Here is a 13,705-nt window from a genome sequence, read left to right as displayed (position 1 = left end):
GTTCGGCGCCACCGCGCGGGGGCTGCCCGGCGTCGGCGCCTCCGCGCGGGGGCTGCCCGGAGTTCGGCGCCCCTGGCGGGAGTTGCCCGGCGTTGGGTGCTCCCCGGCGGGAGCCGCCTGACGTTGGCGCTCCCCGGCGGGAGCCGCCTGGCGTTCGGCAGTTCGGCACCCCCCCCGCGGCGGCCAGGCGCCCCGAGGTGGCGTTGCGTCCAGCGCCACCTCGGGCATCCGAACCGGCTAGTCCAGCTTGCCGGTCAGCTGCTGGCGCAGCTCGCGCTTGAGCACCTTGCCCGCCGCCGATACCGGGATCTGCTCGACCACGTGCACCTCGCGCAACCGCTTGTACGGCAGCACCTTCTCGTTCACCGCGGCCATCAGCTCGTCGGCGTCCAGCTCGCCGCGGGGCACCACGAACGCCACCGGCAGCTCGCCGACCTCGGTGTCGGGGCGGCCCACCACCGCGGCCGCCGCGACGCCCGGCATCGTGATGAGCAGCTCCTCCAGCTCGCGCGGGAAGACGTTGTACCCCTTGTACAGCAGCATGTCCTTCTTGCGGTCCACAATGGACAGATAGCCGTCGGTGTCGAGGATGCCGATGTCGCCCGTGTGGAGCCAGCCGTCGACCAGGGCGGCCGCCGTCTCCTCGGGGCGGTTCCGGTAGCCGAGCATGATCTGCGGCCCGCGCAGGCAGACCTCGCCCTTCTCGCCCGCCGGGAGCGGGTCTTCGCCGCCCTCGGCGGGGACGATCTTGACCTCCGTGTCGAAGATCGGGACACCCACCGAGCCGACCTTCCGCGTGCCCGAGCGGTACGTCGGCGAGATCACCGCGCCCATCGTCGCCTCGGTGAGGCCGTAGCCCTCGCTGACCACCACGTCCGGGAAGCGCTCGCGCAGCGCGTTGATCATCGCGTGGTTCATCGGCGCCGCACCGGAGCCGATCGCCTTCACCGACGAGAGGTCCGCCGTGCGGAACGACGGCGTCGCGAGCAGCGCGGCGAACAGCGCGGGCGCGCCGCCGATGCCGGTGATGCGCAGCCGTTCGGCGTCGGCGACGTACGCCGCCGGGTCGAAGCGGGAGTGCAGGACGATCGTCGTCCCCGCGAGCACCGCCGCGTTGAGCCCGCCGATGATGCCCATCGCGTGGAACCACGGCGTCAGGTTGATCGCGACGCCGGTGCCGAGCCGCGTCGGCCACTCGTCCTCGCTGCCGATCTGGTCGATCGTGACGTCGCCGCGCTCGTCGAGCGCGGGCACCGAGCCGCTGCCCCAGCAGGCGTGCTGGAGGGTGTTGACCACGACGTTGCGGTGCGACAGCCGCACGCCCTTCGACCGGCCGGTGGTGCCGCCGGTGTAGGCGAGGTGGGCCAGGTCCTCGTGGATGTCCACGTCGACGTCGGGACGCGTCTCCGGCTGCCCGGCGTGGAAGGCCTGGAACTCGACCTGGCCGTCGAGCAGGTCGCCGGCCGGCTGGACGACGACGGCGAACCGCGCCGGGACCCGGTCGGCGACGCTCGCGAGCGCGCCCGCTACCGGCCCGAACGTGACGACCGCCGCGGCCTCGCAGTCGGTGAGCTGGAAGGCCAGGTCGTCCGGCGGCAGCAGCGGGTTGGCCGGGCTGAAAGTGGCCCCGGCCAGCAGCGTCCCGTAGTAGGCGATCGGGAAGGCCAGGCAGTTGGGTAGGTGCAGCGCGACGACGTCGCCGCGGCCGATGCCGCGGGCCCGGAGCGCGTGCGCGAACCGGCACGCGGCCCGGTACGTCTCGGCGAAGGTGAGGCTGTGGCCGTCGTGGGCGAAGGCCGTCCGGTCGCCCCAGCGCGCGGCACCCGCGGCGAGGAGGGAACCGACCGGGACTTCGGGGTAGTCGAGGGAGGCGGGCAAACCGGGCGGCGTCGTCGGCGCGGTGAGCGGCATCACCCGACCATACGAATTCTGCGGTCAAGGACACAAGGACGAGGTAGGACGGAGCCAGTGAACGAGCGCTAACATCGACAGAACTCTCCCGACGTTGCAGAGAAGGTGACCGGAAGTGACCGAAGGCCTGTACCAGCTTGCCGAGGAGCACGAGGAGCTGCGGGCCGCGGTCCGGGCACTCGCCGAGAAGGAGATCGCGCCGTACGCGGCCGAGGTCGACGAAAACGAGCGTTACCCGGTCGAGGCGTACAACGCGCTGGTCAAGTCCGGCTTCAACGCCGTCCACATCGGCGAGGAGTACGACGGCCAGGGCGCGGACGCCGTCGGCGCCTGCATCGTCATCGAAGAGGTCGCCCGGGTCGACGCGTCGGCGTCGCTGATCCCGGCCGTGAACAAGCTCGGCACGCAGCCGATCATCCTGTCGGCGTCGGAGGACCTGAAGAAGCTGGTGCTGCCCTCGATCGCGTCGGGCGAGGCTTCGGCGTCGTACGCGCTTTCGGAGCGCGAAGCGGGCTCGGACACCGCGTCGATGCGCGCCCGCGCCCGGCTCGACGGCGACCACTGGGTGCTCAACGGCACCAAGTGCTGGATCACCAACGCGGGCGAGTCGTCCTGGTACACGGTGATGGCCGTGACCGACCCGGACGCGGAGAAGAAGGCCAACGGCATCTCGGCGTTCGTCGTGCACAAGGACGACCCGGGCTTCTCGGTGGGCCCGAAGGAGAAGAAGCTCGGCATCAAGGGCTCCCCGACCCGCGAGATCTACTTCGAGAACTGCACGATCCCGGCGGACCGCATCATCGGCGAGCCCGGCACCGGCCTCAAGACGGCGCTGCGCACGCTGGACCACACCCGCCCGACCATCGGCGCGCAGGCGCTGGGCATCGCCCAGGGCGCGCTCGACGCGGCGATCGCGTACGTGAAGGACCGCAAGCAGTTCGGCAAGTCGATCGCCGAATTCCAGGGCGTCCAGTTCATGCTGGCCGACATGGGCACCAAGATCGAAGCGGCCCGCCACCTAGTGTACGCCTCCGCGGCGGCCAGCGAGCGCGGCGACAAGCGCGCGAGCTTCATGGCCTCGGCGGCGAAGGCGTACGCGTCGGACATCGCGATGGAGGTGACGACGGACGCGGTCCAGCTCTTCGGCGGCGCCGGCTACACCCGCGACTTCCCGGTGGAGCGCATGATGCGCGACGCCAAGATCACCCAGATCTACGAAGGCACGAACCAGATCCAGAAGGTCGTCATGGCCCGGGCCCTGCTCAAGGGCTGACCCCGCGAACGACCAACGGCCCCCGGTGTGGATCCGCACCGGGGGCCGCTGTGTGCCGGCAACCGCTGGATAACCACGTCAAGTGCCCCCGTTCCCCGTGAGGGGAGCGGCCACCAAGCCGCAGGCCGGGAAGCGGCCGCACAAAACCTGGCTACCCGGATCGATCTTCCCGGAGGTCGGCACCGGGTGGCAAGACTGCGTCCGGAGGTGACGCGCCCGCCTCAGCGGGCGCGTTTTGTCATGCCGGTGAGTGCCGCCCACGGCGACTACCAGCCTCCTTACCAGCCAAAACGCCGCCGGAAAATGACCCACAAGGGGGAGTGTCCGAACAAGTTACCCGCGCGTTAAGCCATCGGTGACGCGGATCACCATCGGTTCACAGAGAGGTGAAACGGATGGGCGCAACGACGCGCAGGTGGCTCACGGCGGCCGCCGCCACGGTGGCGGTGCTCGTGTTGGGGGCCGGGACGGTCCAGGCGGCCGAACGGGAACCCACCGGGCCGGTGCAGCCCAACATCCTCACGGCGGCCCTCTACTCGCTCGGCGCGCCGACCATCGCGCCGCCGGGGGCGAACGACTGGAACTGCAAGCCCACGGACAAGCACCCCAACCCGGTGCTGCTCTCCAACGGGACCACCGCCAACGCCTACGAGAACTGGGCCCACCTGTCCCAGACGCTCGCGGACGCCGGGTACTGCGTCTTCGCCGGCAACTTCGGGGGCACGCCCGGGACCTTCCTGCAGACCGTCGGGCCGATCGCCGACACCACGAAGGCCCTGGCCGCCTTCGGGGACAAGATCCTGCGGGCGACCGGCGCGTCGAAACTGGACGTCGTCGGGCACTCGCAGGGCGGGATGAACATCCGGTACTGGATCAAGTACCTCGGCGGCGCGGACAAGATCAGCCGGCTCGTCGGGCTGTCGCCGTCCAACCACGGCACCGACCTCTTCGGCCTGCTGAGCACCCTCGAGATGATCCCCGGCGTGCCGGCCGCGCTCGGCACCGTCTGCCAGGCGTGCAACGAGCAGGCCGTCGGCTCGGACTTCCTCACCGACCTCAACGCCGGCGGCGAAACCGTCCCCGGCATCCAGTACACCGTGATCCAGACCCGCTACGACGACGTCGTGACGCCGTACACGAGCGCGTTCCTGGCCCCGGCGCCGAACGTGAAGAACATCCTGCTGCAGAACGTCTGCGGGCTCGACTTCACCGACCACCTCGGCATCACCTACGACCCGGTCGCGCAGGGGCTCGTGCTCAACGCCCTGGACCCGGCGCACGCGAAGACGCCGCCGTGCGTGCTGGTGCCGCCCGTGATCAGCGGCGAGGTCGGCTGAGTTTCGCCACATGAGACATAACCCACCGCCGGGGCGGATTTCCGCTCCGGCGGTGTCACGCTCGAAGGATGTACTGGCCGGTTCCGGCGTCCTGGACGCCCCACGACGAAGCCGAGCTGGTCGCCGGCTGGCGGCTGTGGCTCGAACTGTCCGACCGCGCCTGGCCGACGGCCGCCTGGGACGGCACCCCGGCCGGCGCCGTCCGCCAGCTGCGGGAACTGCTGGCCGCGTGCGACGAGATCGAGACGGCCTACCGCGCGGCCGCCGACGAGCCGTCGCCCGGGTTCCTGAGCCTGACGCAGGGGCTCGCCGTCACGGCGGGCTCGGCGATCGGGCTGTGGTTCGACGACTTCGACCAGCTCGACGGCGAACGCGCGGCCCTGCTGCACGACGACCTCGCGCGGTTCGCCGAGCAGGCGGAACAGGTGCTCACCCTCCTGGCGGTCAACGGCGGCTGGACCGGCCTCGACGCGGTGCGCCGCCGCCCGGCCTAGGGTCCCGCCGGCGCCTGGGTGGGATCGGCGACGGGCAGGAACCGCCGCCTAGGGCTTCGCCAGGGTGGAGGTCGGCACCGCCCGTCGGCGCCGGGCAGGAACCGGCGCCTAGGGCTGCGCCAGCGCCAGGGTCGGGTCGGTGCCGCCGTCGGCGACGGGCAGGAACCGGCGCCTAGGGCTGCGCCAGGGTCGGGTCGGTGCCGCCGTCGGCGACGGGCAGGAACTGTGTGCCGCCGAGGGTGTCGTCCAGTGGGCGGTCCAGGGTCAGCTTCGGACCCGGCTCGAGCGTCCACGCCAGCTCGACCAGCGTGTCGACGTGCTCCCACTCCTCGGCCCGGTGCGTGACCGCCGGGCCGTCCACCGACCACGAGCCGTCGACCGTCAAGCGCAGGCGGGCGGTCAGCCGTCCCGGCGACGGGACGTGCCAGCCGAACCGGTGGACCACGAACGCCGTGCTCCAGCTCGACCAGTACAGCCAGCCCGACCCGTCCGCCCGGAAGCCGAGCTCGGTGTACTCGGTCGAGCCGGGGTGCACCTCCGACTCCGACCAGTAGCCGATCAGTCGCGTATCCATGTCCGGATCGTCCCATTGCCGCGCTGAATTGGGCCGCTCAGCCCAGCGGATCGCGGTCCGGACTGGGTATCTCTTCAGGCATGAACCGGACAGAGGCCACCGCCGAAAGAGGCGAGAAGAGCAACACCGCGCAGTACCTCGGCCGGATCGGCATGGCCTGCTACGGCGTCGTGCACCTCGTCGTCGCCTACCTCGCCCTGCAGGTCGCCTTGGGCAGCAATGAGCAGGCGGACCAGAAGGGCGCGCTGGAGCAGGTCGGGTCGACGGCGTTCGGGCAGATCCTCCTGTGGGTGCTCGCCATCGGGCTGGCCCTCTTCGGGCTCTGGCAGTTCATGATGGCGGCCACCGGCTACGAGTGGGTCAGCGGCGGCAAGCGGACGCGCAAGCGGATCGGGGCGGCCGCCCGCGGGGTCGTCGTGCTCGTGCTCGGGTTCACCGCCTTCCGGCTCGCCACCGGCAGCGGCAGCGGCAAGTCGAGCAGCCAGAGCCAGCAGGAGTTCACCGCGAAGCTGCTGTCGCTGCCGGCCGGGCCGGTGCTGGTGGTCCTCGCCGCGGTGGCCGTCCTCGGCGTCGCGATCGCCGCCGCGGTCAAGGGCGTGAAGCAGAAGTTCCTCGAAGACCTCAACGCGACCGAGCTGCCCGGGCGGACCAAGCGCTGGGTCGGCTGGCTGGGCACCACCGGGTACCTCGCCAAGGCCGTCGTGTTCACCGTGGTCGCCATCCTGCTGGCCATCGCCGGGTTCAACTCGGACGCGCACAAGGCCGGCGGGCTGGACGCCGCGCTCAAGACGCTCGCCGCCCAGCCCTTCGGCACCGTGCTGCTCATCGTGGTGGCGCTCGGCCTCGCCGCGTTCGGCGTCTACGCCTTCGCCGCGGCCTGGGCCCACAAGCGCTAACGCCGGGCCACCTGCGCGAGGTACTCCTTGCGGTCCAAGGGGTTGTCGCCGGTCCGCGGCCGGGCCGGCGGCGGACCGGGGTACGGCCGGTAGTCCTGGAACTCGCTGAGGAACACGCCTTCGCCCTGGCTGAGCGCCGGCAGCGCCTGCTCGAACTCGTGGACGCGCCCCGCCGGGATGGTGCCGTGCAGCGTGCACGACGTCGTCCCGGCGACCGGTTCGCCGGGCACCGCGCGCAGCTCCGCGAGCTTGAGCAGCACCGCGCTGACGGCGGTCACCGGGATCTCCAGCTCGAAGCGGTGCACCGGCTCGTGCACCCGCGTGCCGGCCTCCTTCAGCGCCGCCATCAGCACCAGCGGCGTCATCTTGCGGAAGTCGCCCGCGGCGCTGAGCGGGCTGAAGTACGCCGTGTGCGTCAGCGTGACGGCGATGTCCAGCACCTCCCAGCCGTGCAGCCCCTGCTCGAGCGTGGTGCGGACGGTTTCCTCGATCGCCTTGTGGAACGCCGGCGGCAGTGAGCCGAGCTCGACCGAGAGGCCGAACGTCACGCCCGGACCGGGCTCCACCCGCAGCCCGACCGTCGCGAAGAAGTACAGCCGCTGCTCCGGATCCAGGCCCTCGACAGCCTCTCCGCGGCCGACCGGCTTCTCGACGTACAGCGTGCGCGTCGGCTCGAACGTGACGTCGATGCCGGCGCTGTCGGCCAGCATCGAGCGCAGGACTTCCTTCTGCACCTCGCCGTAGAGCCGCACCGAAACGTCGTGGCCGCGGCGGCGGACGTCGATCAGCGGGTCCTCTTCGGACAGCCGGGTCAGCGCCGTGAACAGCGCCGCCGCCTGCTCGGGCCGGACCGGCCGCACCACCGTCTCCAGGCTCGGCGGCGCGAACACGCCGTCGCGAGCGGTGCCCGGCGCGCCCAGCCGGTCGCCGATGCGGATGTCACGCAGCCCCCGCACCCGGGCGACGTCGCCGGCGAGCGCCACGTCGTCGCCGGTGACCTCGATCGCGGACACCCGGCCGGTGAACTCGGTTTCGCCGCGGTAGAAGGAAATCCGCTGCCGCGCGGCCAAGGAGCCGGAGTGCAGCCGGGCGTAGGCGATCTTCTCCCCGGCGCGGCCGCGATCGATCTTGAACACCGTCGCGGCCAGCGGCCCGTCGGCGGTGCGCTCGGTGGCCGGGAGCAGCTCGGCCATCGCCGTCACGAGGTCCGCGACGCCGGCGCCGGTGATCGCCGAGCCGGCCAGCACCGGGTGGGCCGTGCCGCCCGCCACCTGCCGGGCGAGCTCGGCGCGGCAGGCCGCCTCGTCGACCCGCTTGTCCACATAGGACTCCAGGAACGCGTCGTCGCCGTCGGCCAGGAACTCGCCCAGTTCGCCGGGCGACGTGGCGGCGGTCAGCGCGAACGCTCGCGGCGTCAGCTTCGCGCGGATATCGCCGAGCTGGTCGCGGGCGCCCGTCCGGTCGATCTTGTTGACGAAGACCAGCACCGGGAGCCCGAGCCGGCGCAGCGTGCGCATCAGCACCCGGGTCTGGGCCTGGACGCCTTCGACGGCCGACACCACCAGGACGGCGCCGTCGAGCACGCGCAGCGCGCGCTCGACCTCGGCGATGAAGTCCGAGTGACCCGGGGTGTCGATCAGCGTGATCCGGGTGTCGCCGGTCACGAAGGAGACCACCGCGGAGCGGATGGTGATGCCGCGACGGCGTTCGAGCTCGAGGGAGTCGGTCTGGGTGTCACCGCGGTCGACGCTGCCGAGGCGGTCGATGGCGCCCGCCTCGAAGAGCAGGCGCTCGGTGAGGCTGGTCTTACCGGCGTCGACGTGCGCGAGAATGCCGATGTTCAGGGTTTTCACGGTCGTGGGAGATCCTCTGCGATGCGGGGGACAGGCCGGGTCGGACGGTCTGTCGGCGCATCGGGGTCTCCTCACGGTCGTGGACACGGGTCAGGGCGAAGGTAGCGCCGCGGCGTCCGCCGCGAAACCGCTTTTCCGCCGCTGTCGTCCCTGTCGGTTCCCTGTCGATCACCCTCCGGAGCTTCGGGTCAGGGTGCCGGGTGCCCTACTTTGGGTCGGGTCAGTTGAAATTTCACCTACCGGGGAGCTGAAACCGGATGTTCGGACGATTCAAGGACGTGGCCCTGTTGCTGGGGAGGATCGGCGTCGCGGTCGTCTTCCTCGCGCACGGGCTCCAGAAGTGGAACAACGGCATCGACGGCACGGCGAAGTTCTTCTCGATGACGGGCATCCCGCTGCCCACGGTCGCGGCGATCTTCGCGATGACCGTCGAGATCCTCGGCTCCATCGCGTTCATCGTCGGCTTCCTGCTGCCGCTGGTCGGCGTCGGCTACGTCGTGATCTCGGTCGGTGCGCTGCTCTCGGTGCACATCGACAACGGCCTGACCGGCCAGGGCGGCTACGAGCTGGTCCTGGTGCTGGCGCTCGCCGGGCTCGCCCTCGGCCTCAACGGCGGGCGGCTCTCGCTCGACCACCTCCTGTGGGGCCGCAAGCGCGCCCGCCGCGACGCCGACGTCGGCGAACTCCAGAACGCCTGATTCAGGCCGGCAGGTCCGCCGTGGTGCGTTCCGCATCGCGGCGGGCCGCCAGCTTCGCCGGGTCCGCGTTGCTCACGTGGACCAGGTGCGCGCCGGCGGCCAGGGGGACGAGCAGGCCGTCGAGGATCCCCTCCGGTCCGCTCCAGTCCCGCGTGGACAGCACGCGGTCGTCCGCGCCGATGCCGAGTTTCGCCGCGCGGACCCTGGCTTCGGCCAGAATTTCGTCCACAGTGGACTCGAACAGCGCGGCCGTGTCGCCGGGAACGGGGAAGAGCGGGCTGTACTGGTCGCCCGCCGTCCGCGCCTCGGTCAGGTAGTCGAACGCGCCGCCGCCCGGCGGTTCGTCGAGGCCGCGGCCCATCGGGTCCAGCGTCACGACGGCGGTCGACGCCGCGCCGGTCGGCTCCGGGTCGTCCGGCCCGACGAACGCCACCCGCGCGCCGGCGCCCTCGGTCACCACGCGCGCCCCGCACCACCACGCCCCGAGCAGCACGCCGGCGGTCTGCCAGTGCGCCGGGAGCTGCACCGCCACGGCGTCGCCCGGTTCGACGTCGAACTCCTCGGTCAGCCAGTTCGCGGTCTTCGCCGCCCAGTTGGCGGTGGTCGCCACGGACAGCTCGACACGGCTGCCCAGCTGGTCGTCGTAATGGGTGATCAACGGTTTGGCGGGCGAGGCCAGCAGCGGGCGCAGCAGCTCGTCGGTCAGGCTCATGGGGACAGGCTAAAGCGCGGACCACGCGCTTCGCCGGTTGACACCGGAGGCGCGTCCTCAGTAGCTTTGCTTTGCAAGCAAAGCTATCTGCAGAACTGGGGACATCCATGACCATCCTCGTCACCGGCGCCCGCGGACACGTCGGGAGCGCCGTGCTCGGCGCCCTCGTCGCCGCAGGTCAGGACGTACGCGCGTCGAGCCGCGACGCCACCACGCTCGACGTCCCGGACGGCGTCGCGAAGGTGCGCGCCGACCTGGAGGACCCGTCGACGCTGGAGGCCGCCCTCGACGGCGTCGAGTCGGTCTTCCTCTACACGCAGCGGCAGGGGATCGACGGCTTCGTGAAGGCGGCCGAAGCGGCCGGCGTGCGGCACGTCGTGCTGCTGTCGTCGGGCGCGATCCTCGAACCGGAGTCCGGGCAGAGCCGGATCGCGGCGCTCCACCGGGCGGTGGAACAGGCGCTGATCGCGGCGCCGTTCGGCGAGACGGTGCTCAACCCGGGCGCGTTCGCGACCAACACCCTGGGCTGGCGGGCGGACGTCGCCGAGGGGGTGGTCCGCACGGCGTACGCGGACTCGCGCGTCGGCGCGATCCACGAGCAGGACATCGGCGACGTGGCGGCGAAGATCCTCGTCGACGGGTCGCACGTCGGGAAGGCGCTGCAGCTGAGCGGACCGGAGCCGATCAGCTTCCGGGAACAGGCCGAGGTGCTCGCCGACGTCCTCGGCCGGCCACTGCGGGTCGAGGAGCTGACGCCGGAGCAGGCCGCCGAGCGGATGGTCGCGCTCGGCTGGCCGCCGGAGGTGCCGCCGGAGGTCCTGCGGGCCTGGGCGCGCACCGTGGGCGAGCCGTCGGTGGTGACCGACGTGGTGCGCGAGGTGACCGGCCGCGCGCCGAGGACGTACCGGCAGTGGGCGGAGGACCACCGCGCCGACTTCAGTTGACGCAGGTGACCCCGGGGGAGGCTTGGAGCAGCGGCGCCGCGGCGGGGGCGGCGCCGCCGCCCGAGCCGCCGCCACCGCCGGGGGCCTTGGCCGCCGCCGGCGCGGGACGTCCCGCCAGGGCCGCCACGAACTCGCGGACCGCCTTCGGGTCGATCTGCACGATGCTCTGACCGTCTTCGCTGCGGCCGTTCGCGGTGATCACCGGGATCGTCTCGAACGCCAGGTTGCCCGACGCGATGCCCTTCGCCTGCTGCGCGAACTGCAGCAGGTCGAGGCCCGGGTCGAGGGTCAGCGACCGGTGGACGGCGTCCATCAGGTCGTTCAGCGTGCCGGGGCTGGTCAGCGTCCCCGCCGAGAGCACCTGGTGCAGTGCCGACGACAGGAACGCCTGCTGCCGCACGATCCGGTCGAGGTCGCCGCGGGGGAGGTTCTTGCGCTGCCGGACGAACGACAGCGCCTCGCCGCCGGACACCGTCTGTTCGCCGCGGCGGAAGTCCGCTCCCGAGTCCTTGTCCTCGGTCGCGTGGTTCAGGCACACCTTGACGCCGCCGAGCGCCTCGGTGAGCAGGTAGAAGCCGAGCAGGTTGACCTCGGCGTAGTGGTCGATCCGCACCTGCGTGAGGTCCTGCACCGTCTGCACCAGGACCCGGCGGCCCTCGGTGTCGGAGTCGCGCTCGATCTTGGCCTGGTCGTGCTCGCCCTGCGCGCGCAGCTGCTGGGCGAAGTGCGCCTTGGCGATGCCGTACGCCGAGTTGATCTTCGCCTTGCCCCGGCCGGGGATGTCGGTCCACGTGTCGCGCGGGACCGAGACCGCCGACGGCTTCGCGCCGTTCTTCGGCACCCGCAGCAGGATCACCGTGTCGGTGTTCACCGCGCCGTTGTTGGCTTCGGTGCGCAGCTGCCGCAGCACCCGCGCCGGCAGCGCGTTGCCCTGCGCGTCCGTCCGCGCGTCGCTGCCGACGAGCAGGATGTCGTCCGCCCCGTCGTCCGCGGGCGGCGGGGCGGGCTCGCCGGCCCGCGGGGTGAGCGCGTCGGTCGTCGGGACGTTCTGCTGCAGCTGGTCCTTGGTGACGTAGGCGTAGCCGCTGGCGCCGAGCGCGAGCAGCGAAACGAGCCCGAGGGCGATCCGGCGCGTCACCCGGCCGGCGCGCCGCGCGCGGGACGACGTCTCGGCCACCGGTTCGGAAGCGGTCTCTCTCGGGAAGGGCGACGGCTTCCAGTCCGGGTCGTCGCGCTGCGTCACCGGCTCGACGGCCGGTTCCGGCCGTTCCTGGTCGTCTTCCACTCTGGTCTACCTCCCCCGAACACCCTGCGTACTCAGTCTAGTTGACGCAGGGAACGTCGCCCGCCGTGATCGGCGGTGCGGCGGGGGCGGAGCTCGCCGACGTCGACGGGGTGGACGGCTTCGCGGCCGTGGACGTCGGCGCGCCGCCCGGGCCGGCCGCCGGGTTCCGGAAGTCCTTGCCCAGCAGCACGCGCACGTGCCCGGCGGTGACGTCCCGGTCCGGCTCGGCCTGGACCGTCGTGCCCAGCGCCTGCTTGACCAGGTCCAGGGCCGTGGCGTCGGCCGGGTTGTACCGGACCACGGTGGTGTTGCGGGTGCTCAGCTTCTGGTCGGCGGCGAGCGTGAAGCCCTTGTTCTGCAGCGCCGTGTGCGTCTGGCCGGCCAGGGTCGGCGAGCCCGAGCCGTCGAACAGCTCGATCGTGACGGCCTGCGCCCCGGGCAGCTGCGCCGGTGTCGGCGTCGCCGGGGTGTCGCCGTCCGAGGTCAGCCGCGTCACCTCGGCCTGGACGGTGGCCTGGTCGACCTTCAGCACGTCGGCGCCGCCGATCACGGCGTTGCCCAGGGTGGGGATGGTGTGGAACTCGATGTTGCCGCCGGTCAGCCCGCGCATCTGCTCGGCGAACTCCGTCAGGTCCCAGCCCTGCGACAGCACGACGGACTTCTTCACCGCCGAGACGAGGTCGGCGATCTTCGTCGGGCTGGTGAGCACGTCGGTGGAGATGACCTTGCGGGCCAGCCCGGAGAGGAACGCCTGCTGGCGGGCGATCCGGTCGAGGTCGTAGTTCGGCAGCTCGTAGCGCTGGCGGACGAACGCGAGCGCCTGCACGCCCTCGATCGTCTGGCGGCCGCCCGGGAGGTCCACGCCGGACTTCGCCTCCTTCACCGGCCCCTTGAGGCAGACCTCGACGCCGCCGATCGACTTGGTGATCTCGTAGAAGCTCGCCAGGTTGACTTCGGCGTAGCGGTCGATCATGCCCGGCTTGCCGATGAACTTCTCGATGGTGGCGATCAGGTTCTTCCGCCCGGCGACCTTCGCCTGCGCGTCGGCCTCCTTGAGGTCGGTCATGCCCTGCCGCTGCAACGTCTTGTAAGTGTCCGTGTACGCGTAGACGAACGCGCTGTTGAGCTTGTGCTTTCCGTAGCCGCCGGCCAGCTCGACCCAGGAATCGCGGGGGAACGAGATCGCGATCGCGTGCTTCCCGTTCTGCGGGATGTGCACGAGGATCATCGTGTCGGTGTTCAGCTCGCCGTCCGAGACGCCGGCGTGCAGCATGTTCAGCACTTCGCGGGGCAGCGGGTTGCCCTGCGCGTCGGTGCGGCTGTCCTGCCCGACCAGGAGGATGTCGATGGCGCCGTCGAGCGGTTTCGCGTGCGCCTCGGTGTCGGCGAAGACGTTCGTCGTGGTCAGGCCGGTGTTGGGGTCACCGATGAAGTGCCAGCCGTACCAGGTCAGGGCCAGGATGGCGACGGACAGCAGGGACACGACGACCTTGCCGCCGCGCCGGGCGAACACCGCGGCGCCGTGGCTCGTGTCGTGCCTCCGGCCCGCCGGGACGGTCGGCGCAGGCCATTCGGTCACGCGCTTCCTCCCCTGTGAAACCCCGTGCTTCCCCCAGGGCACCCCTGTGCCTCCATGATGACTCTACTGAGACTGCGTTAGTGAACGGTGAGGACCTGGCAGAACGACCGCGGGTTCGCGGAGGTCACGGCGGGCCTCCGTAGGCTGGG

At 71.6% G+C, this 13,705-nt stretch carries 12 protein-coding genes; 6 read left to right on the top strand and 6 right to left on the bottom strand.

The genetic code is table 11. The features are described 5' to 3' along the window. Positions 1 to 237 precede the first annotated feature (237 nt). Positions 238 to 1,911, bottom strand: coding sequence for a class I adenylate-forming enzyme family protein (locus tag ACH54P_RS24460; RefSeq protein ID WP_489905712.1), 1,674 nt, complete (start codon positions 1,909 to 1,911; stop codon positions 238 to 240). A 115-nt stretch (positions 1,912 to 2,026) separates the two neighbouring features. Between ACH54P_RS24460 and ACH54P_RS24455 the strand changes: the two genes are divergently transcribed. From ACH54P_RS24455 to ACH54P_RS24445, 3 genes are all read left to right on the top strand, one after another. Beyond that, complete coding sequence (locus tag ACH54P_RS24455) at positions 2,027 to 3,184, top strand: acyl-CoA dehydrogenase family protein (RefSeq protein ID WP_489905711.1); 1,158 nt, start codon at positions 2,027 to 2,029, stop codon at positions 3,182 to 3,184. 395 nt (positions 3,185 to 3,579) lie between these two features. Continuing rightward, the gene (locus tag ACH54P_RS24450; protein ID WP_489905710.1) at positions 3,580 to 4,521 is read left to right on the top strand and encodes an esterase/lipase family protein; all 942 of its coding nucleotides are present in this window, start codon (positions 3,580 to 3,582) and stop codon (positions 4,519 to 4,521) included. Positions 4,522 to 4,589: 68 nt separating this feature from the next. Then, positions 4,590 to 5,015 (top strand): hypothetical protein, encoded by a 426-nt coding sequence (locus tag ACH54P_RS24445; protein WP_489905709.1) that lies wholly within the window; start codon positions 4,590 to 4,592, stop codon positions 5,013 to 5,015. Positions 5,016 to 5,187: 172 nt separating this feature from the next. Here ACH54P_RS24445 and ACH54P_RS24440 read toward each other — a convergent pair whose 3' ends face one another. Then, positions 5,188 to 5,589: a hypothetical protein gene (locus ACH54P_RS24440; RefSeq protein WP_489905708.1), complete on the bottom strand. Its 402-nt coding sequence runs from the start codon at positions 5,587 to 5,589 to the stop codon at positions 5,188 to 5,190. A gap of 80 nt (positions 5,590 to 5,669) precedes the next feature. Here ACH54P_RS24440 and ACH54P_RS24435 point away from each other — a divergent pair, with 80 nt between their 5' ends. Further along, positions 5,670 to 6,485: a DUF1206 domain-containing protein gene (locus ACH54P_RS24435; RefSeq protein ID WP_489905707.1), complete on the top strand. Its 816-nt coding sequence runs from the start codon at positions 5,670 to 5,672 to the stop codon at positions 6,483 to 6,485. Here the strand turns inward: ACH54P_RS24435 and ACH54P_RS24430 are convergent. Then, the gene (locus ACH54P_RS24430) at positions 6,482 to 8,338 is read right to left on the bottom strand and encodes a GTP-binding protein (protein ID WP_489905706.1); all 1,857 of its coding nucleotides are present in this window, start codon (positions 8,336 to 8,338) and stop codon (positions 6,482 to 6,484) included. The genes ACH54P_RS24435 and ACH54P_RS24430 overlap by 4 nt on opposite strands. A 257-nt stretch (positions 8,339 to 8,595) precedes the next feature. Between ACH54P_RS24430 and ACH54P_RS24425 the strand changes: the two genes are divergently transcribed. Continuing rightward, a complete protein-coding gene (locus tag ACH54P_RS24425) occupies positions 8,596 to 9,036 on the top strand; it encodes a DoxX family protein (protein ID WP_489905705.1) in 441 nt (146 codons plus the stop codon). 1 nt (position 9,037) lies between these two features. On the opposite strand, the gene ACH54P_RS24420 is transcribed toward ACH54P_RS24425, so the two are convergent. Continuing rightward, the gene (locus tag ACH54P_RS24420; RefSeq protein WP_489905704.1) at positions 9,038 to 9,748 is read right to left on the bottom strand and encodes a TIGR03089 family protein; all 711 of its coding nucleotides are present in this window, start codon (positions 9,746 to 9,748) and stop codon (positions 9,038 to 9,040) included. A gap of 107 nt (positions 9,749 to 9,855) precedes the next feature. Between ACH54P_RS24420 and ACH54P_RS24415 the strand changes: the two genes are divergently transcribed. Beyond that, positions 9,856 to 10,692 carry an NmrA family NAD(P)-binding protein gene (locus ACH54P_RS24415; protein ID WP_489905703.1) on the top strand — a complete coding sequence of 279 codons (837 nt, stop codon included), beginning with the start codon at positions 9,856 to 9,858 and terminating at the stop codon, positions 10,690 to 10,692. Here ACH54P_RS24415 and ACH54P_RS24410 read toward each other — a convergent pair. Then, positions 10,685 to 11,977, bottom strand: a complete 1,293-nt coding sequence (locus ACH54P_RS24410) for an LCP family protein (RefSeq protein ID WP_489905702.1) — start codon at positions 11,975 to 11,977, stop codon at positions 10,685 to 10,687. The genes ACH54P_RS24415 and ACH54P_RS24410 overlap by 8 nt on opposite strands. Before the next feature lie 37 nt (positions 11,978 to 12,014). After that, the gene (locus tag ACH54P_RS24405; protein WP_489905701.1) at positions 12,015 to 13,556 is read right to left on the bottom strand and encodes an LCP family protein; all 1,542 of its coding nucleotides are present in this window, start codon (positions 13,554 to 13,556) and stop codon (positions 12,015 to 12,017) included. Between the last annotated feature and the right edge of the window lie 149 nt (positions 13,557 to 13,705).

This window comes from Amycolatopsis sp. N2S4-7, from assembly GCF_058119595.1.
This window is presented reverse-complemented; position numbering and strand designations above follow the sequence as displayed.